We start from the raw sequence: 24,961 nt of genomic DNA, 5'->3' as shown, positions 1-24,961 counted from the left end.
ATCGAAAAATACAATTAACAATGAACAATGAACAATTAATAATTAACAATGGATAATGAATAAATTAATTCTAGCTTCTTAAAATATGTTTCCAGAATTTTGGTTTAACCTTTCTCCTCAAATTCAATCCGTTATTGTTCACTTAGGATTTTTAAGTGTGGGATTTGTAATTATCTATCTCATTTTATTTTTTATCTTACGTCCCCTTTTTCGTCAGTTAGAAAAAGATATTGCTCTGGTTACTCTCAATGTATCGGGGTATCCCCTTCTCAGTGTTTTTACAATACTTAATCTTAAATTTACATTTCGAGATTTACACTTCATCATCGATCGAAATATTCTCGAAAATATCTTTACTGTCATCATCATCATTATTATCAGTTTTTGGCTTGTCGCTCTTTTAAAACAAGTAATTATTTACTATCTGAAACAATATACTCAACAAACCGAGGTAATGTGGGATGATGTGTTATTACCTTTAGTAGAAGCCGTTATTCCCGTCATCATTTTTTTATTTGGAGGGGTTTTTTCCTTAAAAACTTTTGGCGTTGATTTAACAGGAATTTGGGTAACATTGGGGGGCGCTACTTTTATTATTGGTTTTGCCTTAAAAGATATTCTCGCTAATTTTTTCAGTGGCATTGTCTTGTTGATTGATACCCCTTTTCAATTCGGGGATGTGTTGCGTCTGGAAGATGGATCGATCGGAATGTTATGTCGTATCGGAGTTAGGGTGACACAAATTTATCTTTTTGATAATCACTGCGACGTTTATATTCCCAATAGTGTTTTACAAAATCAAAATATCACTAATTTAAGTCGTCCTACTTCTTATTTCTACTATTCTCGTACCTTAGAAATTCCTGCGAATTATGAATTAGAGTATCTGCAAAAAACTATTACCGAAGTGGTTTTAGCTCATCCTGACACTTTAGCCAATATCGAACAAAAATTGAGTTTGATCGATCGATATTACCTAGAAAATGAATCATCTGTTCAATTACAACAAGAAATTGGTAAATTAAGACTCTTAGCAGAACAACAAGTTAACGACAAACTAGAAGAAATCGAATATTCTTTAGAAGCCTTAGTGGTGACACTACAATTCGCCGAAAAAGGAGGCTTAACTTCCGAAGAAATCGCCAACATTATCCAAGAATATCAACAAGTTTTAGAGTTAATTGGTTTCAATATAGAAGAAAATCAAGATACCTTCCTTCAGGAATTTATCGAGTCTCAAGATTCAGAAGCATTAATCGAATTAGTCAGAAAATGGTATCGTCTTTGGTTGAAAGACCCCAATTTACAAGAAGAAGACCTTTACTTAATTCCCCAAGAGTGGGATCGTAAAATAAACCTGATCAAAAAAAGAACCTATCGCTTATACCAAAAAATTATTAATCCTCAATTAGAAGAAACTCGTTTAGATGATTATGTTTTAGAGTTGAGTGACTGGTTTAAATCTCGTTTTAAAGAGCGAAAAAAATGGCAAGATCCCCAAATTTGGGTGACAGCTTTAAATCATGACGAGGGATTTCTCTACTATCAATTTCAAATTAATTTTTTTGTGGATGACATTAAACTTGAATACGGTAAAAGAGGCGATCGCATTAGTAGTCAGATTTATCAAGAAGTTCTGAGGATCGTTCAACCCAATATGAAACCTGTTTAAATTTTTTACATTTTATCTGTAGAAATACTGAGAAAAAATAATTATTTATAAGATGGTTAAAGTTTAGCAAACTTTTGTAAAAAAATATACCTATATTTTAATAAAAATCGTTAGAATTAAAGAAAGATGAAAAAATCATTAAGAAAAATAAACATAAAAAAATTCTTTTATAAACTGTAAAAGTGAAGCATCTCAAATCAGATTAATTTAGCAAAAAAGGAGCAAAAACCATGTTAAGTAGCAACTATTCGATCGATATAATCACTCAATACAATCAAGGACAAAGAGAATTCCCAAAATTACAGTTGAGAAGAATTGATTTAAGAAATAGCAAATTAAAAGGTATTAATTTACAAGGCTCTGATTTAAGTTATGCGGATTTAAGAGAAGCAGATTTGAGCAATGCCAATTTAAGTCATTGTTACTTCAACGAAGCTAATTTGAGCGGTGCTAATTTGAGCGGTGCTAACTTAACGGGGGCTTACCTTATCAAAGCCTATTTAACCAAAAGCGATTTCCGAAAAGCCATTGTCAAAGAAACCTATTTTACAGGTAGTTTTCTCACTAAAGCTAATTTTATGAAAGCCGACTTATGTGGGGCTTTTTTGAATGGCGCTCACTTAAACGGTGCTATTTTTCACGGTGCATCTTATGATAACACCACTCGGTTCGATCGAGGGTTCGATCCCGTTGCCCTAGGACTTACATTAGTATCATCATTTCAAGGATCAGCAGGGAAAAAAATTACGATCGCCCAAGTTATCACTAACTTTGAGTCTATGGCAAGTATAACCAGTTGTTACTTAGGAGGCACTATCACCGCCAAAAACTTTGAAGAAAGTCGTCCCGACATCGAATGGTTACAACAATTCTCCATGGACAAAAAAGGCAAAATCACCTTTACAGGAAATCTTAACCATCAGGCAACCATGATACAACTAAAATGGTTAGAAAAATGGACTAACGCCTTCGTCAAAAAATGCTCTATCATCATTCAAGATTTACCCAATATTATTGAGGAAAAGCACCTAACAGTCGATTATTTAATCAAAAATAATGCCGCTTAAAATGCAGAAAACTCATCAAATTTATTCAAAATTGTGATTTAAAATACATCTTAACTTGTCAAAACGATCTTGATATGTTATCAATGGTTTATGACCAATATTTAAGGTGTGAGAAACTTAAAAAGTATGTTTAAATCCATGAAAAAATATTCTGTAGCAACTCCTGCGGTAATTGCTTTAGCGATGGTTGCCAACGGTATCGCGCTTAAAGATGCCAACGCCAACGAAATCAGTGCTGATGCAACTTTACAACAGATTTCCGAATATAACCAAACCCAACCTATGGGACAAGTTACCTCCGTATCTCAATTAAGAGATGTGTCTCCTACGGATTGGGCTTTTGAAGCGTTAAGAAGTTTAGTCGAGAACTATGGTTGTATTGTCGGTTATCCCGATCGAACCTTCAGAGGAAACCGTGCGTTAAGTCGTTACGAATTTGCCGCAGGTTTAAACGCTTGTATGCAACAAATGGAACGTTTAATTGCTTCTAGTCAAGGCGTACTCAGAGAAGACATCGAAAAATTAAAACGCTTAATGGCAGAATTTGAAACCGAATTAGCCGCTTTAGGTGCAAGAGTTGACAACTTAGAAGGTAGAGTTGCTTTCTTAGAAGATCACCAATTCTCCACCACCACCAAGTTAAGAGGGGAAGTAATCTTTGGTTTAACAGCTTTTGGCGAAAATAGTCGAGGAAATGCTCAAACTACCCTAAGCGATCGAGTTCGTTTAAGTTTAGATAGTTCTTTCACAGGTAAAGACAGATTAAGAGTTCGTTTAGCGGCAGGAAACGTACCCCGTATCAGAACCCAAACTGGAAATAATCTTCCTAGCACTCAGGCAAGACTGAGCTTTGAACAAAATACTCCTGATAACAATGTTATTGCGGACAAAGTATTTTATACAGCACCATTGGGCGATAAATTCAGATTTTGGGCTGGTCCTATGATGGCTGTAGATGATATTTACAGAGCTTACTCCCCCTATACTGAAAGTGGAGGCACTGGTGCTTTATCTCGTGCCATGCGTTATAACCCTGTTCTATATCGTAACGTGGGAGAAGCGGGGATAGCGGCTCAATACAAGTTCAATAGTACTTTTGACATTACTGCATCTTACTTAGCAGGTAATAATAACAGTGCGGCTGATCCCAGCAGAGGAAGTGGTTTATTCAATGGGGTTTACAGTGCAGGTGTTCAATTAGGCATCAATCCTAACAAAAATCTCGGCTTTGGTTTAGGTTATATGTTTGCTTATGACAACGCTAACAACATCGGCGGTGGCTTAACTCCCCTCGGTGCATTACCCAATCAACTCAGAGGAGTCAGAGTGGAAACTCATAACGTGGGTATTCAAGGAACATGGCGTGTAGCTGAAAAATTCAACGTTTCTGGTTGGGGTGGTTACAGTGACATCAACGATCCGGGTAGCAATGCTAATGCTGATTTATGGACTTTTGCCCTTAACTTCTCCTTACTGGACTTAATGAAAGAGGGTGCTGTATTAAACATCGGTGGTGGAATGTTACCCTATGTTGATGCAGTTGAAGGAAGAGGAGGCAAAACCGTACTTGGTGGCAGTACATCATGGATTGTAGAAGGTAATTATAGATTCCCCGTAACCGACAACATCTCTATTACCCCCGGTGTTTACGCTGTGTTCAATCCTAACCAAGATGATTCCAATAACACTGCTGTTGTGGGTGTACTCCGTACCGTATTCCAATTCTAATTATTTGTAGTGGTTGGTGGGCATTGCCCACCCTACATTTAGGTTAAAAATTGAGTTGATCAATAGACTTCTCCATTAATTAAGATTTTAAGGGCTGAAGCCCTTACTACGAAACAATTAAAAATAATTTTTGGAGATGTCTAATAGAAATTATTGCCTCAATTTTTGACCTTTTTTTATGGTTATTCTTGTATGACTTTTGTTGTGCTTTTTATAGATGCAATTAACCCAAAAGTACCGCCAATCATACCGATAATTAACCACAGTAAAAACGAATTGCCTTTAGTATCCGCCACGATCGCAGCCGTAAGACCAATTAAACAATGGAGTAGCATTAATAAAAAAATGAAGGTGGGATCAAAGTTAAACATAGTTTATAGGTATCAAAATTAAATTAAATAATATTTTTGCAAAAAAATCTTAACAAAAATTAACAAAGTACAGTAAGATAGTTACATTAAAATTAAGTCTTAATATAAAAAGAATATGATAGCGGATCAATTTCCTTGGCTCACCGCAATAATCGCCTTACCCTTTGTCGCTGCGCTATTAATTCCCATAGTGCCAGACAAAGATGGTAAAACCCTCAGATGGTACGCTTTAGGAGTCGGGTTAACAGATTTTATATTAATGTGTTACGTTTTCTGGCAACATTACGATACAACTAATGCCAGTTTACAACTTGTTGAGCAATATTCTTGGATTCCAGAATTAGGTTTAAGTTGGAGTGTTTCCGTAGATGGTTTATCTATGCCTCTAGTGTTATTAGCAGGTTTAGTCACCACTTTATCGATGTTTTCCGCTTGGCAAGTCGATCGAAAACCCCGTTTATTTTATTTCTTAATGCTATTGTTATACTCAGCACAAATTGGGGTATTTGTCGCTCAAGATATTTTATTATTATTCATCATGTGGGAATTAGAGTTAGTTCCTGTATATTTATTAGTATCCATTTGGGGTGGACAAAAAAGACGCTACGCCGCTACAAAATTCTTACTCTATACAGCCTTAGCATCTATATTTATTCTCGTAGCAGGTTTAGGTATGGCATTATACGGCGGAGGAGAAATCACCTTCGACATGGTGGCATTAGGATTAAAAGAGTATCCCATCGGGTTAGAAGTGTTACTCTACGGCGGTTTATTAATTGCCTTCGGTGTCAAATTGGCTGTTTTCCCTCTCCATACATGGCTACCTGATGCGCACGGTGAAGCCTCCTCTCCTGTGTCGATGATTTTAGCAGGTGTTTTGTTGAAAATGGGCGGTTATGGCTTAATTAGGCTAAATTTAGGCTTATTACCCGAAGCCCATGTTTATTTTGCCCCTGTGCTAGTGATTTTAGGGGTTGTAAACATAGTTTACGGTGGTTTTGCTTCTTTTGGTCAAACCAACATGAAACGCCGTCTCGCTTATTCTTCCGTGTCTCACATGGGTTTTGTGTTAATTGGTATCGCTTCCTTTACGGATTTAGGTATCAGTGGTGCAATGTTGCAAATGTTGTCTCATGGTTTAATTGCCGCCCTCTTATTCTTCCTTGCTGGGGTGACTTACGATCGAACCCATACCATGTTCTTAGATGAAATGGGAGACATCGGCAAAGCCATGCCTAAAGTATTCGCTTTATTTACTGCTGGTGCAATGGCTTCTTTAGCGTTACCCGGTATGAGTGGATTTGTGAGTGAATTAGCGGTATTTGTCGGTTTTAGTAATAGCGATGTGTATGATTCAACCTTCCGTACAGCAACAATATTTCTCAGTGCAGTGGGTTTAATCGTGACTCCTATTTATTTACTGTCAATGTTAAGACAACTATTCTACGGTACTGACAAAGTACAAATGTGTATTATTGGAGATACCGAAGAAAAAGAAAACTTCGACAACGATCCAGCAGTATGTTTTGGTACAAGTTGTGTTTTACCTAGTCAAGCGATATATGAAGATGCAAAACCAAGGGAAGTATTTATTGCGGTGTGTTTCCTGTCCTTAATTATCAGTGTGGGATTGTATCCGAAATTAGCGACTCAACTTTATGACGTGAAAACCGTTGCCGTAAATACTGAGATTCGTCAAACTTATGCCGAGATTGCACAAGTAAATACTCCAGTAGTAAGTTCGATCGCTCTTCAGAAATAGGGAATTGATTAAAATTAAATTTGTAGGGGTTGAATAAATAATATTCAACCCTTTTCAGTGTTAGATTTGAAGAAAAGTTATGACAGGTAAAATTAAGGTATAAAATAAAAACTATAAAGAATAATAATGAACAAATAATCAAGCCATGAATATTGACACTTTAAAAAATAAAATCAGATATTTGACTAATGATGAAGGGAAAAAAACCGATGTTTTAATACCCCTAGCTATGTGGGAAAATATTTTACAAAACCTTCCCTTAGAAATAGAGGAAAATAATGATAATAAAATTCAATTAATAGCCGATTTTAAACAAAGCCTCCTCGATGCTAGAGATGGTAAAACCTACCCTTTAGAAGAACTTTGGGAGAATGAAGAATCATAAATGAAAGAAATACAAATTACAGAACCTTTTAAACGTAGATTTAAGAAACTAAAGAAACGCTATCGGCAAATCAAAAAAGATATTCAACCTATTATTAATGAATTACAACAAGGAAATTTAATCGGAAATCAAATAACAGGGGTATCCCAAATAATTTATAAAGCAAGGGCAAAAAATAGCGATATTCCTATAGCAAAAGTGGAGGCTATCGGCTCATTTATCAAATAGTTTCAGGAGAAATAATTTTATTATTAATTATTTATGCCAAATCAGATCAAACTAATATTAGTGCTTCAGAGATAAAACAAATTATTAAAGAAATTAATGAGTAGAAAAAATAATATAGCAATCAGGAATCATTTATGAGAAATTTAAACTAGATTCCCCTTTATAATAAATTAGACATCTTCAAAAATACAGGCAAGATGCCTGTTTTACGGTGATAAAATCATAAATATTCATCAATAGGATTTCGATCGAACTTTAGTTTATGTAACCTAAACAGTTTAATGAAAAAATCTTAAAAAAATGTAACGAAATGTGAAGCAATGGGAGTAAAATGGTAAAGAGAAAAAATGTAGATGAGTAAAAAATAGATGCGAATTGCCATAGCAGGTGCAGGATTAGCAGGACTTTCTTGCGCAAAATATTTAGTAGATGCTGGACATACTCCGATCGTACTCGAAAGACGAGATGTTTTAGGAGGAAAAGTTGCCGCATGGAAAGACGAAGATGGAGACTGGTATGAAACTGGACTTCATATCTTTTTCGGTGCTTACCCCAATATGTTGCAATTATTCCACGAATTGGGTATTGAAGATCGTTTGCAGTGGAAAGAACACACCATGATTTTTAATCAACCTGATAAACCCGGTACTTATTCACGGTTCGATTTTCCCGATCTTCCTGCACCTGTTAATGGTTTGATTGCCATTTTGCGCAATAATGATATGTTAACGTGGGGCGAAAAAATTAAGTTTGGTTTAGGGTTGTTACCTGCGATCGTACAGGGACAACAGTATGTAGAGGAGATGGATAAATATTCTTGGTCTGAATGGATGGCAAAACAAAACATTCCTCCTAGAATCGAGAAGGAAGTTTTTATCGCTATGTCGAAGGCGTTGAACTTCATTAACCCTGATGAGATTTCCGCTACTATTCTCTTAACGGCTTTAAATCGCTTTTTACAGGAGAAAAATGGTTCAAAAATGGCGTTTTTAGATGGTTCGCCTACGGAAAGATTATGTCAACCCATTGTGGATTATGTTACGGAAAGAGGGGGGGAAGTGCGTTTAAATGCCCCTTTAAAGGAAATTTTGTTAAATGAGGACGGAAGCGTTAAGGGCTTCTTATTGCGTGGTTTAAATGGTGCTGAGGATGAAGTTTTTACGGCGGATGCTTATGTTAGTGCTATGCCTGTTGATCCTTTGAAGGTGATGTTACCTCCTGCTTGGAAAGAAATGCCCTTTTTCCAAAAATTGGAAGGTTTAGAGGGTGTACCAGTCATTAACTTACATTTATGGTTCGATCGAAAACTCACGGATATTGATCATTTATTATTCTCTCGATCGCCTTTATTGAGTGTTTATGCTGACATGAGCAACACTTGTAAAGAATACAGTAACCCCGATCGATCGATGTTAGAGTTAGTTTTAGCACCTGCGCATGATTGGATTACAAAATCTGACGAGGAAATTATCGAAGCTACGATGCAAGAGTTAAGAAAATTATTCCCTCAACACTTTACAGGAGATAATCAAGCAAAATTGTTGAAATCTCATGTAGTCAAAACCCCTCGATCGGTTTATAAAGCTACCCCCGGCAGACAAGCCTATCGCCCTTCCCAAAAAACTCCTATTAGTAATTTTTACCTTGCAGGAGATTTTACCATGCAAGAATATTTAGGAAGTATGGAAGGTGCTGTATTATCGGGTAAACGATCGGCTCAAGTAATCGCTCAAGATTATCCTGTGGGTAATGTCAAACAACCTGCTTTAGTGTAAAAAAATTAAAGATTGCTTCGTACCTCGCAATGACAAAGAAAATTAAGAATTGAGAAAGGCAAAAGGCAAAAGTAAGAAGGAATGTAGGGGTTTAATATATTAAACCCAACCCCAATCAAAAAAATATAATTACTTTCTCCCTTCTCCCCCTCTCCCCCTCTCCCCCTTTCTTTCTTTTTCACTATTCTCTATTTCCTTTCATCACCTAAATATCTAATTAATCTTGCTTACTTACTTCAACAAAGTTTTTTATGACAGATTTTAATATTCCTCCCGAAACAGAAAATTTAACCGATAATTCTCTGACTGAATCAGATATATCCTCTCAAATTCCAGTGGTTTTTCAAACTCACTTTGCAGGAATTATGGAAATGTATAGTGATATTGACACTGTAGCAAATTACCTCAACGATCATCAAGGATGGTTTGTGCGTTGTGCCATGCCCATGAAAGCCGAACCTTTTGGAGAAAATGGTTATACTTTGATTATCGGTCATTATGGTGCATTTGGCTACAATGTTGAGCCTCAAATGACGGTAATTTTAGAGCCTCCTCAAGCTAATTTCTATTATATGTATTCTGTGCCGAATCCAGAATTTACTCAAGAAGGTTATGAGGTGGACTATCATGCAAAAATGTATATAGAGTCTATCCCTTTATCTTCGGCAGGAGAGGGCATTTTAAAAGCATATCAAAAACACGGACAAAAACCTCCTTCAGAAATTACGAAGGTTAACTGGAAATTAGATTTACAAGTGAAAGTTAAGTTTCCTCGTTTTATTTATAAACTACCCCTTACTCTGATTCAGGATACGGGCGATCGAGTCTTAAGTCAAATTGTCAAACAAATTTCCCCTCGTCTGAGTTATAAAGTACAAAAAGACTTTCATTCCCGTCTCGATTTACCTATTCCCCCCAAAAATTCTCGTACTTGTAATGTTAGGGATATGGATGAAAATGACAACTAAAATCAAAGATTTAGAAACATCACACTAAATTCCCTATTTTGCTCAAAAACCTTTTTCAGCTACCCTTAAATAATTAATAGTGGATTAGTCGATAATTTTGATTTATGATTAACTTTATTATGAGCATCAATAATTAATGAAGTGTAAAAAAACAAAGGGTGACAATCTTTAATGAAAAGCAATAATTCCATTCGACATATATTAGCAGTAGAATCAGGTACTTGGAAAAAAAATTTTTTTCTTGATAAAAATACTTATTCTATAGGGCGAAATTCAACTAATTCCTTAATTATTAATCATCGAGTTATATCTCGAAATCATGCCAGTTTAATTAAAGTTATTTACACTTCTCCTAAAGATAATGAAAAGGAAAATATTTTTTGGATTGTAGATGGAGATTTGAAAGGAAATAGAAGTACTAATGGAATTTATGTCAATGGAAAACAGTGTTTCTGTCATCGTTTACAACCGGGGGATATAATTTTTATTGGCGGAGTAGAAGTTAAGGCTAAATATGACATTGTTGATTTAGAAAATAAAACTTTTTTCAGTGCTAATCCTGATAAACAAGTTTCTATTATTAATGCAGAAATTAATGATAGTGAATCCACTAATCTGATTTTACCAGTCATTGAAAATAAAGACTTAGAGAAATTTGAGTTAGTGTCAGAAGGGATTTTAATTATAGACTTAGAAACTAACAAAATTTTGACCGCTAATTCTAGTTATACTGAATTAATCGATTATTCTTTTCCTGAACTTATTAGCTCAACTATTGATGATTTATTTGTATTAGAAAAAGATATTATTCTCCATGATATGGAGATGATAAAAAATTATAATATTTGGGTGACAAAAGAATCTATACACAAACAAAAAAATGGTAATTTAGTTAATGTTTTAGTCAATTATAGTGCGGTTATTTATAATCATAAAAAGTGCTTATTTGTGTCGGTACAAAATATTAATGATTTAAAGAAAATTGAAGATGCTATTCGCTTTCAAACTAACCATGATTCTCTCACTAATTTACCCAACAAAAAATTATTTAACGAACAATTAGCATTATCTTTAGGACATAATAAAATCAAAGAGGATAATTTAGCTATTCTTAAATTACGTCTTAATCGTTGGAAATATATTGTCTCTCTCTTAGATAATGATGGTGAAACTCAATTATTACAAACTATTGTTAAACAAATTAAAAATACTCTCTTGGCAGGAGATAGTATCGCAAAATGGAGCGATGATGAATATGTAATTATGATCGAAGAAGCTAAAAATAATGATAAGATCGATCGAGTTATCAACGAGATTTTCAATAATCTTAATAAGACGTGGAATATAGGAGATAAATCATTTTTAGTAACAGGAAATTTTGGCATCAGTATTCACCCTCAAGACGGCAATGATATAGAGACATTATTGCAAAAAGCATCTCTGGCTTTAGAATCCAGTTATCATCAATCTAATCAGAATTATCAATATTATAATTCCTCTCTAGTCCAAGAAAATAAAATCTTAGATACCCTCATTTTTGATGCGGTTAAAAATAATAATATTTTGATTAAATATCATCCCATTGTTAATGTTAACAATCAAGAATCTTTTGTCTTAAATAGTAGTATGTTTCTTGAAAATAATGGTGAAGAAAATTTAACAGATATAAAAATATTAACTATCGCCTCTAGTCTTGGATTAACTTCTAATTTAATTTATGGATGGTTAAAAACTATTGCCCAAGATATAAAACAATGGGAAAAGAATGGTATTGTTATCCCCACAATTAGCATCAAAATATTAATTTCTTCTTTAATTGATAGTCAATTTGTCGATGCTTTAGTAAAATTTATTGTCGAGAATAATTTAATGAATTTACAACTAGATATTGTGTGCGATCGAGACATATCAGATATAAAATTAATAGAGGATAACCTAGTAAAATTTAAAGAAATTGGTATCTTATTTGCCTTATTTGATTTTGACGTAGTAAAACTCCATGAGATAGATAATAGTAAAGTGAAATTTACTACCCTAAAAATATCAGAATCCTTAACCAAAGACTTAGAAGATAACTCCCCAAAAAGACCATTAATTTATAGTATAATCAGTTTAGCAAATGGGTTAAATGTGAAAGTAATAGCAGAAGGTATTAAAACAGAAACGCAAAAAGATATTTTAGTTAATTTAGGTTGCGAAGAAATGCAAGGAGAATTTTTTAGCCCTCCTCTTTTAGCAGAAGAAATGACTAATTTTTATCCTAGTTTACCCTTTGAAAGTGTTTTATAGAATGAAGAATGAAGAATGAAGAATGAAGAATGAAGAATGAATTAGCTCTCCTATAATATAGCAATCAGGAATTATTTATGAGAAATCAATTATTAGTAAAAAATCTCTAAGATACTATTAATCTTCCCTTTTCTCTACCTTCATCAATCATTTATCATATTCAAAGTAAAAGAAACAATAAAAATATAGGTTGAGTTTTGTCACCCAACCTTGATAATTTAGCCAATGGCAATATGTTGTTTATTTTTTTCCTGAATAAAAATAGTATTTCAGCAATTCTTAACTAGAAGAATTGGGGTTATAGGGTGCGCATTCAAAAGGTTGTACACCAATTTCAGGTACTGATTCTTCAGGAGGGCTGAAAATGCGGGTAAAAGCCTCTGTTAAATATTTGGTCATATCTTCAAGCATTTTGATGATATTCATAACTTATTCCTCCGAATATATTGATCCCCTTATCTATATATTATGAGATATAACTGAGAAAATGAGGGAATATCTTAACAAAAATTATTATTATTTGTGGGAGATAGAATTTGCTGAAAATTATCGAATTTATTACTTAATATAATGAGACAAAATTCTTGTCAATAAAAAACTTATTTTTAGTAATTATACCTATTTTATTCTAAATTTAATCTTTTTATCTTGATCCCTATGGTTATATAGCAAATTATAAATCAAAATTAATCTATAAATTTATTCTCTTAACGTGATTCGACTATAAAAAATTTATGACTATCAAAGTAGCGGTTATTGGTGCTGGATTATCAGGTTTAACTTGTGCAAAACAGTTGCAAAATCAAGGTTTTTCTGTGGATATTTTTGATAAAGGTAGAGGAGTTGGCGGAAGAATGTCTAGTCGTAGGACATCTTGGGGTTATATTGATCATGGTACACAATACTTTACAGCTAAAAGCTCTTTATTTCAAGCATTTTTACGAGACTATGATTCTCTTATCTCTGTTTGGGAGGGAAAATTTGCCCGTTGGCGGGGAGGAGAATTAACTTTTATTTCCCCTGAAAATTGCCGTTATGTGCCTTCGATTGCTATGAATAATTTATGTAAAAATATGGGCTTAGAAGTGCGCCTCCAAACTCGAATTATTCGCTTAGAAAAGTCCACATCTTGGACATTAATTGATGAAAATGCCCAGAAATACTCAGAGTATGATTATGTGATTGTCACGGCACCTCCTTCACAAACTTATGATTTATTAAAATCTCATACGAATATTGCTAGTTCGATCGAACCTATAAAGATGTATCCTTGTTTTAGTTTAATGATTATTCCCGATACAAAACTTAACCTTCCCTTTGATGGGGTAGAGTTGCAACATCCAATTTTAGGTTGGGTTGCGGTGAATGATAGTAAGCCGTTGCGAGGAGAAAAAGGCGCTATGGTAATGCAATCTAATTTTACTTGGGCGGAGGATAATTTAGACGAAAATAGGGATATTTTAACAGAAATTATGAAGCAAAATACCGAAGATATTTTTAAGATTAAATTGACGAATAATATTTATGAATCCTTGCATTTATGGCGTTATGCTATTCCAGTTCGATCGAACGAAAAAGGTTATTATTTAGATGAGGATAATAGGATAGGTGTTTGCGGAGATTGGTGTTTAAATGGTAAAGTAGAATCAGCTTTTTTAAGTGGTTATTATTTAGCACAAAAGTTAAGTAATTTATAATCTAAGACATATTTAACTTACATTTTTTTCCTAATAGACTTCTCCATTAATTAAGATTTTAAGGGCTGAAGCCCTTACTACGAAACAATTAAAAATAATTTTTGGAGATGTCTAATATAGATGAAATTTATTTCATTGTGAGATAATAGTTTTTATCAATAATTCGCTGTGTAATAAATTCCACAGCTAACATTTTTCGTTCAATAAATTGAACTAACAAAATACAATTATGAATTTATTATTATTAGTGTTAGAAAATTGTTTAAGACTGTTTGGTTTATTTTGGATTGCAGGAGGAATTTTTGCTATTAAAACCGCAAGAGACTCTCAATTTATGGATACTTGTTTAGAACAATTAGAGCAGAAAAAAGTCGATCGATTAGTTACTAATTTTATGTTTATTGGCGGTATATTAACCCTTTTAAGTGGTATCGGTTTATTAATTAATCAAGACGCTGTGATATTTGTTTTATTAATTCTGATTATTAGTCAATTAATTTATTTTGACATCAAAAAAAAGAGATTTGCTCAAGCCATAACAGAAGAAGAAAAAGAAGAATATACCATTCAATCTAGTACTTATAATGCTTTTTTGACCAGTATTTATCTCGCTATAGCGGTTGTAATAAAAATTATTTTAGTTAGAATAATTAGTTTATAAATATACCAAAAAATTTTTTTGATTTCTAGGGTTTGAATAATATTTAACCCTTAAAATTATTATGATAGTAAGTATATCAATGAATGATTATATTAAGTTCGATCGAGCTAATAATTACATAATTTCTAATCTTATTAAACAAGAGATATTAAAGATTTATAACTTATCTAACCTTAATTTTGCCATAGAATTAAGTAAAAATGAGCAAGAATTTGTTTATAAAACTCCTGTCTGTTTACAATTAGCAAAAATTGCACAAAAATCTCCCTTATTTATAGCAGAAAATATTGTTAATCGCTTAACTTCCTCTAACTTTATAGAGTATTTTTTAGTAAGAATATCGGGTAATGGTTGGTTAGAATTTGTACTGCTCGATCGAACTTTAAACCATTGGCTTAATCAATTTTATCCTCTTAATCTACTTATTTTATACAGCACAAAAGAAGAAAAAAGTCAAGTTTCTTTTAAACATATTTATCCTCATACAAGATGTTGTTCTATTTTAAAATCTGCCCATAGGGATAATATAATAAGCCTTGATAATTTAGACTTAAAAGTTAATCAATGGAGAATAAAAACACCCAGTCTAATAGACTATCAACAATTATTTAATGGGCATAGTTACGAAAGAAAATTGATCAAAGAATTAATCATTATTAGTGAGAAAATAAATAAAAACAAAATTAACTATCATCATGCCTTAAATAATCTCAGTCAAAGAATCTTAGAGTTTGAATCATTTACTCGTATTTGGGGGGAAACCCTACAACAAAATATCAGTTTATCTCAAGCAAGATTAGGATTAATTGCCCTCAGTTTACACTATTATCAAAATATTTTTCAAGCTGAATTTAACCAAGAATTACCCCAAGAAATAGATTAATATATTTTTATATATTGAATTACCTATCACCTAAAGCCCAAAACCCTTTTATTTTTTTTCATTCAGTCCTAAATTTTTGATACTTTGTTTTAAATCCTGCCATAAATCTTTGATTTGTTTATAGGCAACTTGGGGAGGCACTTTTCCATTAGTTTCTAAGTTACAAATATAACTAACTTTTTGAGCAAATTCCTGTAAATTAGCATTAAACATGAGATTTTCTGGGGTAAATTCTCCTCGATAAGAAGTATGAGGAAAAATAAAATTCTCTTTATCCCGTTTATCTTGTTTATCTCGATCGTCCACCATAATATTTAATTATACACTCCAAAAAATAGCAATATCCTACTATAACAAATAGTTTAAGCAATTAACAATCTATTTATAAAAAGCTATTAATATCATAAAATACAACAAGAAAAAATAGTTATAATTGATACTTTTAAAGGTTAAATTTATTGATATAGATTTTCATTTTAATTTGATGAAAACTTAATAAAAAAGAAAAATGCACTGTCAATAACTAATAGTTTTCGCTTCGCACCTAGCGTCAATGAGCGTAGTATTCAATTAATTTTACCCCGACAATGAAAAACCCCAATTATTTCCATCATTTTATATTGAACTCAGGTATTTTAATGGGTTAGGGAAGAATCACAACCTCTTGCATTCTCAAGTGTCAACAAAACTAGACAAATAAATACAGAATTTATCTACGGATTAGATTAAAATGATCGAGATCACCCTTAATCGGACGATCGAGATAAACTTATAAGTTAAAACGATAAATCTTATGCCACGTCGTGAAGATATTAACAAAATTCTTATTTTAGGTTCAGGACCGATTATCATAGGACAAGCCTGTGAATTTGACTATTCTGGTACACAAGCCTGTAAAGCACTACGAGAAGAAGGCTATAAGGTGGTTTTAGTCAATTCTAACCCAGCTACCATTATGACTGATCCCGAAACCGCCGATCGAACTTATATTGAACCCATTACCCCTGAAATTGTCGAGAAAATCATCGCTAAAGAACGACCTGATGCACTTTTACCCACAATGGGAGGACAAACTGCTCTTAATACTGCCGTTGCCTTAGCTGAATCGGGTGCGTTGAATAAGTATGGAGTAGAGTTAATCGGTGCGAAGTTACCTGCTATCAAGATGGCAGAAGACAGGGAGTTATTTAAGGAAGCAATGGCGAGAATTGGTGTGCCTGTATGCCCTTCAGGTATTGCCAGTAATTGGGAAGAAGCCAAAGCCGTGGCGGAAGAAATTGGCTCGTATCCTTTAATTATACGCCCTGCTTTCACTATGGGTGGTACTGGAGGCGGTATTGCCTACAACCAAGAGGAATACGAGGAAATGGCGAAATTCGGTATTGATGCCTCTCCCATGTCACAAATTCTGGTAGAAAAATCCCTCATTGGTTGGAAAGAATATGAGTTGGAAGTAATGCGGGATATGGCGGATAATGTAGTTATTATCTGTTCGATCGAGAACATTGATCCTATGGGGGTACATACTGGGGATTCTATCACCGTTGCTCCTGCTCAAACTTTAACCGATAAAGAATATCAACGATTAAGAGACTATTCTAAGGCAATTATTCGAGAAATTGGAGTAGAAACTGGCGGTTCAAATATTCAGTTTTCCGTTAACCCCGTCAATGGTGATGTCATCGTAATTGAGATGAATCCCCGTGTATCTCGATCGAGTGCTTTAGCCTCGAAAGCTACTGGTTTCCCCATTGCCAAGTTTGCAGCTAAGTTAGCTGTCGGTTATACCCTCGATGAGATTTCTAACGATATTACCCAGAAAACCCCTGCCTCTTTTGAGCCTACCATCGACTATGTTGTAACTAAAATACCCCGTTTTGCCTTTGAAAAGTTCCCCGGTTCGTCACCTGTCCTCACTACACAAATGAAGTCGGTAGGGGAAGCTATGGCGATCGGACGTACCTTTGCTGAATCCTTCCAAAAAGCGTTAAGATCCCTTGAAACGGGTCGTTTTGGCTTTGGCTGTGACAAAAATGAGACTTTACCCACTTTATCTCAAATTAGCTCCCATTTACGCACCCCTACCCCTGAGAGAATTTTTAGCGTATATCATGCCTTAAGATTAGGGATGACGGTAGAACAAATTTACGAGTTAACGGCGATCGATCCTTGGTTTTTGCGTAAAATGCAGGAAATGGTAGAAATCGAGAAATATATGAGACGTAAGGCATTAAAAGAAATTACCGCCCCTGAAATGCGTTTCATTAAACAACACGGTTTTAGCGATCGTCAAATCGCCTTCGCCACCAAGACAACGGAAGACGAGGTGAGAGATTTCCGTAAATCTTTAGGTATTTTACCCGTTTATAAATTAGTGGATACTTGCGCCGCCGAGTTTGAAGCCTTCACTCCTTACTATTACTCCACCTACGAAGCAGGAGAAAATGAGAGTATCCCCAGTGATAAGCGCAAAGTGATGATTTTAGGAGGAGGACCTAACCGCATCGGACAGGGTATAGAATTTGATTATTGCTGTTGTCATGCTGCTTTCTCTCTCAGTGATGCAGGTTTTGAAACCATCATGGTTAACTCTAACCCCGAAACCGTATCCACCGACTATGATACCAGCGATCGACTTTACTTTGAACCCTTAACGAAGGAAGACGTTTTAAACATCATCGAAATGGAAAACCCCGAAGGCGTTATCATTCAATTTGGTGGACAAACTCCCTTAAAATTAGCAGTACCTTTGAAAAACTATCTCGCTCATCCTGATACTACCGTCACCACCAAGATTTGGGGTACTTCTCCCGATTCGATCGATACAGCAGAAGACAGAGAAAAATTTGAGGCAATCCTACACGCCTTAGACATCAAACAACCCCCCAACGGTATCGCGCGCAGTTTTGAGGAGTCGAAAGTAGTCTCCGAAAAAATCGGTTATCCTGTGGTAGTACGTCCTTCTTATGTATTGGGCGGTCGTGGTATGCGTATTGTTTATAACGAAGACGAGTTAGAACAATATATGCGCTACGCTGTGGATATTGAGCCTGATCATCCCATTTTAATCGATAAATTCCTCCAAAATGCCATCGAAGTTGATATAGATGCGCTGTGCGATGCAACGGGTAAAGTGGTCATTGGTGGTATCATGGAACATATCGAAGAAGCAGGAGTGCATTCTGGCGACTCCGCTTGTTCAATCCCTTATATTACCTTATCTGAAACGGTTGTCCATACTTTGCGTATTTGGACAGAAAAACTGGCACAATCTTTGAATGTCATTGGTTTAATGAATATTCAATACGCTGTACAAGGAGAAGATTGTTACATCCTCGAAGCCAATCCCAGAGCATCCCGTACTGTACCTTTTGTGTCGAAAGCCATAGGACGACCTTTAGCCAAAGTTGCCTCTCTCGTGATGTCGGGCAAAACCCTTGAGGAATTAGGGGTGACAGAGGAGATTATCCCCAAACATATCGCTGTTAAAGAGGCTGTATTGCCTTTCAACAAGTTTGCTGGTACAGATACCTTACTAGGTCCTGAAATGCGTAGCACGGGCGAGGTAATGGGCATAGATAGCGATTTTGGTAAGGCATTCGCTAAGGCGGAAATCGGTGCAAGTGTATTCGTACAGACTTCGGGTACTGTATTTTTATCCCTCAACGATCGAGATAAAGAGTCGATCGTACCAGTAGCGAAAGACTTGGTGGACTTAGGTTTCAATATTCTTGCTACCGAAGGCACGAAAAAGGTATTAATGGAAAATGGGGTCAAAAACGTTGAATTAGTGTTGAAACTTCATGAAGGTCGCCCTCACGTTGTGGACGTAATCAAGAATAATCAAATTCAATTCATCATTAATACTCCTAACAGCGATGAGGAAACCCAAACCGATGGGCGTAAAATTCGTCGGGCGGCGTTAGACTATAAGTTACCTATTATTACCACGATCGCAGGCGCTAAAGCAACGGTGGAGGCAATTCGATCGCTCCAGTCTGAACCTTTACAGGTTAAGGCTTTACAAGATTATTTCTAAGGCTTTTGGTGGGCATTGCCCACCCTACTGTTAAGGTAAAAATTTAGAACAATTTAAAAATTTTATTTAATAAAAAAATCGCAAATAATCATAAAACAAATAACTATAATATGGAATGATGATCCTTATTTGGAATTGCCGAAATAATAGCTCTCAACGCATTATTAACATCCTTAGAAGTCTGAAAAACTTTTGCTACATCAGCATCTAAAGTAACCGTTATTGAAATGGTTGAGGGATTAAGAGCAAAACGATTAGGTTTAGCTTTTTGATAATCGAAATCATATTCAGGAAGTAAATCTTGGTTATTATTCTTATTAAAATTTGATGTTTTTTTCATAATTTTGACGCTCTTTTTTAGTAGCTAAACGGGAACTAATAATTCTAACTTTTTGATTTCTTTCGGTAAAACAAACTAATAAAAGACGATTTTTTGAATCATGTCCGATAATGATTTCTCTATCCTCATCATTCGAGTGCCATTCATCATAAAAAATGTAAGCAAAAATATCTTGAAAAACGGTTTTAGCATCCTCAAAGGATATTCCATGTTTTTGAAAATTTGTTTTAGCTTTTTGCTCATCCCATTCAAATTCAAAATACATAACAGTTAAATTTTAACAAATTAAAAATCATTAGATTACCCATGAAAATAAATAATTTAATCATAAAAAGGGATCATATTCCTCATCGGGCTATAATCTATACTACAAATACAAAAAATTGGACGCTCAATAACAGAGACAATTCGATCGTGACCGTCTGAACCTTTACAGGTTAAGGCTTTACAGGATTATTTCTAGGCTTTTTGGTGGGCAATGCCCACCCTACTATTACTTTAGTTTTGACTCGATAAATTGAAGATGAAATAGTTTTTATTTTAGATAGGAGAAAAATAAAAAAGATAAAATAGTTAAATTATTGAGGACTAAAGTTGTGCAACATTGCATAGGTTTACTCAGTATTCTCATATCTTTCATAGGCATCCATTAAAAAAGTATAATAAGCCTCTGTCATGATCATGCACTTTGACAGACCCATCATCCACTCTAATGATGATATTAAAGTGTCTCTCTTGACTTGATCGTTAACGCTAGAATCACAACTAAAGTGTACTATTTGACTTTCATGGTTAAGATAAAAAATAGTACCATTGAAATAGCTATTTGAGTCAAAAGTAAAATAAATATTCATAGGATATTCACAGTTCTCTATTATTTTTGTAGCCCACTTGTTTTGCATTTGTGGCGAAAACTTAATATTTTGGTTCGCATAATGTTCAACAGGTGTTTGATTTGCGGTAAAATCAAAGATTATTAAACCAGAGTTTGATTGTTGTAATACAATAGCATTAAATTTACTTTTAAGTTGAATCATTTCATTGGTTACACTATCAAAAGCTGATACACACGATTCAGTACTTGCCATTGCAACGGTAAGGGGTAAAAAAGTTTGGAAAGAAAGAAGTGTTGGAGTTAGAAGTTTTACTATTTTAGTGAGTTTCATGGTTTTGTCTCTTTTTGTTAATGGGTTATTGTTTTTTACTTATATATTTACTGTAACAGATATTACAAAACAAGCAACTCAGTATTTGATCGCTAACTCGTTAATTTATTAGGGGCGATTTATGATACAGAAAGTATAATCATATTTTATCGTAGGCTCGATCGAGCAGCTCGACTTTTAGTGATCGAGCAAGAGGAAGGATCGATCAACTATAATGATTTGTTAAGATAAAATTTTAATCAGTGTTTTTTATGAACATATCTCATCAACAAGAATTTTCCATAGAATATGCGCGTGAAAATTTTAATCAAGTTATTGAAAGCGCACAAAAAGAAGCAGTAACTTTAGTACAAAATGAGCAAAAATTTTTCTTAATTAATGAGAATATTTTAGAGTCTTGGTTAGAAACTTTTGAAATATTGAAAGACCAAGAAATTTTAGAAGATATTAAGATAGCTAGAGAAGAATATCATAAGGGAGAAACTTTAACAATGGATGATATTTTTAGTTAGAAAAATGGTTTATCAGATTAGATTTTCTCAAAAAGCGAGTAAAGATATTAATAAATTATCTCCTAAACAAAAAGAAAAACTAAAAATAATTTTAGAAGAAATATTATCTATCAATCCCTATATAGGAAAACCATTAAAAGGTAATTTAAAAGGTTTATACTCTTATCGTTTAAATATCAAAGATAGAATTTTATATGAAATTATCCCCGATGATCAAACAATCTTAATTATTAGGGCAAAAAGTCATTATGGAGACTAATTTTTTATATATAGCGGTTTTCATGGTTACGAGGTACAAAATCAAATTAAAATCTGCCCGATTATAAAGATTTTAATGTGCCTCATAAGGGTAGAAATTGCTATAAATATGTTTTGTTTATAAGCTATATAGCAGAAGGTAAGATAATATTTGATGGTAGGGTCGATCGACTTCTATATATTAATTTTGAAGGTTTTTGGTGGGCATTGCACACCCTACGTTATAATTTTTGTATCACACATATTAGTTAAGAACATTGGACACAATAAGTATAAAAACTAGCATTGATTTATTTGCAGGAATAGGTGGTTTTAGAATTGCCTTAGAAAATAATGGTTTTAATTGCATTTATTCTAATGATTATAACAAGTATAGTTGTCAAACATATTCAGCTAATTTTGGAGAAATATATTGCGGTGATTTAAACGATATTTCTGCTGAAAATATCCCTAACTTTGATTTATTATGTGCTGGTTTTCCGTGTCAACCATTTTCGATCGCAGGTGTTAGTAAAAAGAAGTCTTTGGGAAAAAAACACGGATTTGAAGATGAAAAACAGGGTAATTTATTTTTTGAAATTTTAAGAATAATTGACTATCATCAACCAAAAATTGTTTTTTTAGAAAACGTAAAAAACTTGAAAAGTCATGATAAAGGAAACACTTGGCAAGTGATAAAAAATGAATTGCTAATCAGAAATTATGAGATTTTTTCAGAGATAATTGACGGGAAATATTACGTTCCTCAACATAGAGAAAGAATATTTATTGTTTGTTTTAATAAAAATATATTCCCTAATATTAATTTTGAATTTCCTAGTTTACCAAGAAAAAGATTTTATGAATTAAAAGATATTTTAGAAAACAATGTTGATGAAAAATATACATTATCCGATAAATTATGGAATTATTTACAGCAACATAAAAAAAATAGTCAAGCAAAAGGAAACGGTTTTGGTTTTGGAATTATTAATACCGAATCAGAATATACAAGAACTTTAAGTGCGAGATATTATAAAGATGGATCAGAAATATTGATTGAACAAATTAATAAAAATCCTCGCCGATTAACTCCTCGTGAATGTGCAAAATTACAAGGTTTTCCAGACGATTTTATTATTCCAGTTTCCGATGCTCAAGCCTATCGACAATTTGGTAATTCCGTTATTGTGCCAGTGGTTGATGCTATTCTGAAACAAATTAAAACTACCGTAGAGAAATATAATTTAGGTCAATCCCGACAAAAACAATTATCATTATTTTAACAAGATAAAAGATGAATATTTTAAATAAAAATGAGTTAGCAGATTTATCAAAAATCAAAAATACTTATTACATGACTCCCATTCTTAAAAAACTTGATGAGTCTATTATAAAATATGGTTTAGAAAAATCACTAGATCATCTCAATACTATTTTAAACACAGCAAAAGATGATGTAGAAATTTTATTAGATAAGAGAGTTTTAGCAGGAGAAATAAAAGATAAATCTCAAGCGAGAAAGTCTATTGCTGGAAATGCTTTTTCCCTCCTTATTAAGTATTTATTTCTTACTTTGAAAGAAAATCAGTTGATCAAAACTAATATTTTTATAACTTCTCGTCCTAAACAACATGAATTGATTAGTGATATAATCACAATAAAAGTAGATGATGAAACTCAAAAACCTGATATAGATTTAGCAATCTATAGTATCAATGAAAATAAAGAGTTAAATAAATGTTTAATTCTCTCTCTAAAAACATCTTTAAGAGAACGTGCAGGACAAACTTACAAGTGGAAATTATTATTAGAAATAGCGACTTCTGATAATCCAATTAAAGAAAAATATAATATTAGTTATGAAAGTAATAATATGCCTTTAGTTGGTTTTGCAACGGTTAATTTTTATAATGAAATTAATAATCCTCAACATCGTGGAATGTTTAAATTTTTTGATGTAGCCTTTATTGGTAAACCTTTAAATGCTGAGTTTATTAATAATTTATCTGATTTACCTCGTTTTGTTAATGAAAATCTTTAATAATTTTACTAAACTTTAACTATTAGCTTTGTCATCATAGAAGGGCATTGACAATACATAGAGTAAGAGTATATTTTACGGTAGGTTCGATCGAATATAATGGCATAAAGTAATAATTTTAGGAGAAAAAAATGTTACAGATAAATAAAAACTATGTTTTAGATGAAAATAATCAACCCATTGCGGTACAAATTTCTTTAGCGGAATTTGAACAAATAGAAGAAGTTTTAGAAAATTATCAGTTATCAAATATGATAGAAAAAAAAGAGTTTTTTAATAAAAATGATACTTTAAAATATTTAGAGCTAAAAAATAATCAACTTAATTTATCTTCAATTCCTACTATAGAAGAAATGTTAAATAAATTAGCACAAATACAACAAGAAAACCCTATTGAGTTAGACTCCATTGAAAGGGTCGATCGAGTTAATGAAATATAAGCAGATAAATGATAGAATTTTTAGTAGATACTAATGTTATTAGTGAGTTATTTAAACCTTTACCAAATCAGTTTGTAATGACATGGTTATCATCTCAAAATATTATTGGAATTAGCGTGATTTCGGTAGAAGAAATATATTATGGATTAACTTATAAAAATGCTCAAAAACAATTAAATTGGTTTAGTAATTTTCTTGATTATCGATGTCAAATTTTTGTGATTACCCCTCAAATTGCCCAAAGATGCGGAGAATTAAGAGCAAAATTGCGTCAACAAGGTATAACTAGAACTCAAGCTGATTTATTAATTGCTTCTACTGCTTATGAATATCAACTTTCGATCGTCACTCGCAATACAAAAGATTTTACTAATTGTGACATAAATATTTTTAATCCTTTTTTAGAACAAAATCCAGAAATTGAATTATAGAATCATTGGTAAATATAAAATCAATTTTGTTAATTTATTACGCAATGAAAACTAAGATAAATATAAAAGTTATAAAAGCAAGTTATAATACATAGAGTAAGAGTATATTTTATGGTAGGTTCGATCGAATATAATGGCATAAAGTAATAATTTTAGGAGAAAAAAATGTTACAGATAAATAAAAACTATGTTTTAGATGAAAATAATCAACTAATCTTACTTTTAATTATAGTATTAATTACGCTAATTATTATTTTTGAGAGTAG

Annotated in this window: 25 protein-coding genes; 19 read left to right on the top strand and 6 right to left on the bottom strand. The window is 33.1% G+C overall.

Annotated elements, in window-relative coordinates:
• Positions 1 to 85: 85 nt before the first annotated feature.
• The 3 genes from ACN4EE_RS03685 (at position 86) to ACN4EE_RS03675 (ending at position 4,467) form a co-directional block, all read left to right on the top strand.
• The gene (locus ACN4EE_RS03685; RefSeq protein WP_431705048.1) at positions 86 to 1,672 is read left to right on the top strand and encodes a mechanosensitive ion channel family protein; all 1,587 of its coding nucleotides are present in this window, start codon (positions 86 to 88) and stop codon (positions 1,670 to 1,672) included.
• 230 nt (positions 1,673 to 1,902) lie between these two features.
• Positions 1,903 to 2,739: a pentapeptide repeat-containing protein gene (locus tag ACN4EE_RS03680; RefSeq protein ID WP_431705047.1), complete on the top strand. Its 837-nt coding sequence runs from the start codon at positions 1,903 to 1,905 to the stop codon at positions 2,737 to 2,739.
• 138 nt (positions 2,740 to 2,877) lie between these two features.
• Complete coding sequence (locus tag ACN4EE_RS03675; protein WP_431705046.1) at positions 2,878 to 4,467, top strand: iron uptake porin; 1,590 nt, start codon at positions 2,878 to 2,880, stop codon at positions 4,465 to 4,467.
• 182 nt (positions 4,468 to 4,649) lie between these two features.
• Here the strand turns inward: ACN4EE_RS03675 and ACN4EE_RS03670 are convergent, their stop codons facing one another.
• Complete coding sequence (locus ACN4EE_RS03670) at positions 4,650 to 4,838, bottom strand: hypothetical protein (RefSeq protein WP_431705045.1); 189 nt, start codon at positions 4,836 to 4,838, stop codon at positions 4,650 to 4,652.
• A gap of 115 nt (positions 4,839 to 4,953) precedes the next feature.
• Here ACN4EE_RS03670 and ACN4EE_RS03665 point away from each other — a divergent pair, with 115 nt between their 5' ends.
• The 6 genes from ACN4EE_RS03665 (at position 4,954) to ACN4EE_RS03640 (ending at position 12,245) form a co-directional block, all read left to right on the top strand.
• Positions 4,954 to 6,600, top strand: coding sequence for an NAD(P)H-quinone oxidoreductase subunit 4 (locus ACN4EE_RS03665; RefSeq protein ID WP_431705044.1), 1,647 nt, complete (start codon positions 4,954 to 4,956; stop codon positions 6,598 to 6,600).
• A gap of 145 nt (positions 6,601 to 6,745) precedes the next feature.
• Positions 6,746 to 6,985 carry a hypothetical protein gene (locus tag ACN4EE_RS03660; RefSeq protein ID WP_431705043.1) on the top strand — a complete coding sequence of 80 codons (240 nt, stop codon included), beginning with the start codon at positions 6,746 to 6,748 and terminating at the stop codon, positions 6,983 to 6,985.
• Positions 6,986 to 7,213, top strand: coding sequence for a hypothetical protein (locus ACN4EE_RS03655; RefSeq protein ID WP_431705042.1), 228 nt, complete (start codon positions 6,986 to 6,988; stop codon positions 7,211 to 7,213).
• A 368-nt stretch (positions 7,214 to 7,581) separates the two neighbouring features.
• Positions 7,582 to 8,988 (top strand): 15-cis-phytoene desaturase, encoded by a 1,407-nt coding sequence (gene pds / locus ACN4EE_RS03650; protein ID WP_431705041.1) that lies wholly within the window; start codon positions 7,582 to 7,584, stop codon positions 8,986 to 8,988.
• A gap of 251 nt (positions 8,989 to 9,239) precedes the next feature.
• Entirely contained in the window at positions 9,240 to 9,956 is a 717-nt protein-coding gene (locus tag ACN4EE_RS03645) for a DUF1997 domain-containing protein (protein ID WP_431705040.1), read from the top strand.
• 171 nt (positions 9,957 to 10,127) lie between these two features.
• Positions 10,128 to 12,245, top strand: a complete 2,118-nt coding sequence (locus tag ACN4EE_RS03640) for an EAL domain-containing protein (RefSeq protein WP_431705039.1) — start codon at positions 10,128 to 10,130, stop codon at positions 12,243 to 12,245.
• A gap of 279 nt (positions 12,246 to 12,524) precedes the next feature.
• Here ACN4EE_RS03640 and ACN4EE_RS03635 read toward each other — a convergent pair whose 3' ends face one another.
• Complete coding sequence (locus ACN4EE_RS03635; protein WP_431705038.1) at positions 12,525 to 12,671, bottom strand: hypothetical protein; 147 nt, start codon at positions 12,669 to 12,671, stop codon at positions 12,525 to 12,527.
• Between the two features lie 308 nt (positions 12,672 to 12,979).
• Here ACN4EE_RS03635 and ACN4EE_RS03630 point away from each other — a divergent pair, with 308 nt between their 5' ends.
• From ACN4EE_RS03630 to ACN4EE_RS03620, 3 genes are all read left to right on the top strand, one after another.
• Positions 12,980 to 13,942: an NAD(P)/FAD-dependent oxidoreductase gene (locus ACN4EE_RS03630; protein ID WP_431705037.1), complete on the top strand. Its 963-nt coding sequence runs from the start codon at positions 12,980 to 12,982 to the stop codon at positions 13,940 to 13,942.
• Positions 13,943 to 14,171: 229 nt separating this feature from the next.
• Positions 14,172 to 14,603 carry a hypothetical protein gene (locus tag ACN4EE_RS03625; RefSeq protein WP_431705036.1) on the top strand — a complete coding sequence of 144 codons (432 nt, stop codon included), beginning with the start codon at positions 14,172 to 14,174 and terminating at the stop codon, positions 14,601 to 14,603.
• A 79-nt stretch (positions 14,604 to 14,682) separates the two neighbouring features.
• Positions 14,683 to 15,486, top strand: coding sequence for a hypothetical protein (locus ACN4EE_RS03620; RefSeq protein WP_431705035.1), 804 nt, complete (start codon positions 14,683 to 14,685; stop codon positions 15,484 to 15,486).
• A 48-nt stretch (positions 15,487 to 15,534) separates the two neighbouring features.
• Here the strand turns inward: ACN4EE_RS03620 and ACN4EE_RS03615 are convergent, their stop codons facing one another.
• Positions 15,535 to 15,795, bottom strand: a complete 261-nt coding sequence (locus ACN4EE_RS03615; protein WP_431705034.1) for a DUF7219 family protein — start codon at positions 15,793 to 15,795, stop codon at positions 15,535 to 15,537.
• A 484-nt stretch (positions 15,796 to 16,279) separates the two neighbouring features.
• Here ACN4EE_RS03615 and carB point away from each other — a divergent pair, with 484 nt between their 5' ends.
• The gene (gene carB / locus ACN4EE_RS03610; RefSeq protein WP_431705033.1) at positions 16,280 to 19,525 is read left to right on the top strand and encodes a carbamoyl-phosphate synthase large subunit; all 3,246 of its coding nucleotides are present in this window, start codon (positions 16,280 to 16,282) and stop codon (positions 19,523 to 19,525) included.
• 103 nt (positions 19,526 to 19,628) lie between these two features.
• Here the strand turns inward: carB and ACN4EE_RS03605 are convergent, their stop codons facing one another.
• The 3 genes from ACN4EE_RS03605 to ACN4EE_RS03595 all read right to left on the bottom strand — a co-directional run bounded on the left by ACN4EE_RS03605 (position 19,629) and on the right by ACN4EE_RS03595 (position 21,031).
• Complete coding sequence (locus ACN4EE_RS03605; protein ID WP_431705032.1) at positions 19,629 to 19,865, bottom strand: hypothetical protein; 237 nt, start codon at positions 19,863 to 19,865, stop codon at positions 19,629 to 19,631.
• Positions 19,843 to 20,130 (bottom strand): BrnT family toxin, encoded by a 288-nt coding sequence (locus ACN4EE_RS03600; protein ID WP_431705031.1) that lies wholly within the window; start codon positions 20,128 to 20,130, stop codon positions 19,843 to 19,845. Before ACN4EE_RS03600 ends, ACN4EE_RS03605 begins: the two co-directional genes overlap by 23 nt.
• A gap of 349 nt (positions 20,131 to 20,479) precedes the next feature.
• Positions 20,480 to 21,031 (bottom strand): hypothetical protein, encoded by a 552-nt coding sequence (locus tag ACN4EE_RS03595; protein WP_431705030.1) that lies wholly within the window; start codon positions 21,029 to 21,031, stop codon positions 20,480 to 20,482.
• 251 nt (positions 21,032 to 21,282) lie between these two features.
• Between ACN4EE_RS03595 and ACN4EE_RS03590 the strand changes: the two genes are divergently transcribed.
• The 6 genes from ACN4EE_RS03590 to ACN4EE_RS03565 all read left to right on the top strand — a co-directional run bounded on the left by ACN4EE_RS03590 (position 21,283) and on the right by ACN4EE_RS03565 (position 24,695).
• Positions 21,283 to 21,543 carry a prevent-host-death family protein gene (locus ACN4EE_RS03590; protein ID WP_431705029.1) on the top strand — a complete coding sequence of 87 codons (261 nt, stop codon included), beginning with the start codon at positions 21,283 to 21,285 and terminating at the stop codon, positions 21,541 to 21,543.
• A gap of 4 nt (positions 21,544 to 21,547) precedes the next feature.
• On the top strand, positions 21,548 to 21,802 hold the full coding sequence (locus ACN4EE_RS03585; RefSeq protein ID WP_431705028.1) for a type II toxin-antitoxin system RelE family toxin: 255 nt from the start codon (positions 21,548 to 21,550) through the stop codon (positions 21,800 to 21,802).
• Positions 21,803 to 22,058: 256 nt separating this feature from the next.
• On the top strand, positions 22,059 to 23,066 hold the full coding sequence (gene dcm / locus ACN4EE_RS03580; RefSeq protein WP_431705027.1) for a DNA (cytosine-5-)-methyltransferase: 1,008 nt from the start codon (positions 22,059 to 22,061) through the stop codon (positions 23,064 to 23,066).
• Between the two features lie 11 nt (positions 23,067 to 23,077).
• On the top strand, positions 23,078 to 23,824 hold the full coding sequence (locus tag ACN4EE_RS03575) for a BsaWI family type II restriction enzyme (RefSeq protein ID WP_431705026.1): 747 nt from the start codon (positions 23,078 to 23,080) through the stop codon (positions 23,822 to 23,824).
• A gap of 131 nt (positions 23,825 to 23,955) precedes the next feature.
• The gene (locus ACN4EE_RS03570; RefSeq protein WP_431705025.1) at positions 23,956 to 24,264 is read left to right on the top strand and encodes a hypothetical protein; all 309 of its coding nucleotides are present in this window, start codon (positions 23,956 to 23,958) and stop codon (positions 24,262 to 24,264) included.
• Positions 24,265 to 24,272: 8 nt separating this feature from the next.
• Complete coding sequence (locus ACN4EE_RS03565) at positions 24,273 to 24,695, top strand: type II toxin-antitoxin system VapC family toxin (RefSeq protein WP_431705024.1); 423 nt, start codon at positions 24,273 to 24,275, stop codon at positions 24,693 to 24,695.
• Positions 24,696 to 24,961 lie beyond the last annotated feature (266 nt).

This window comes from Geminocystis sp. CENA526 (assembly GCF_050753365.1).
Taxonomy (GTDB): Bacteria; Cyanobacteriota; Cyanobacteriia; order Cyanobacteriales; family Cyanobacteriaceae; genus Geminocystis.
Note: the sequence above shows the minus strand (reverse complement) of the source record. Positions and strands in the feature narration are given on the sequence as shown.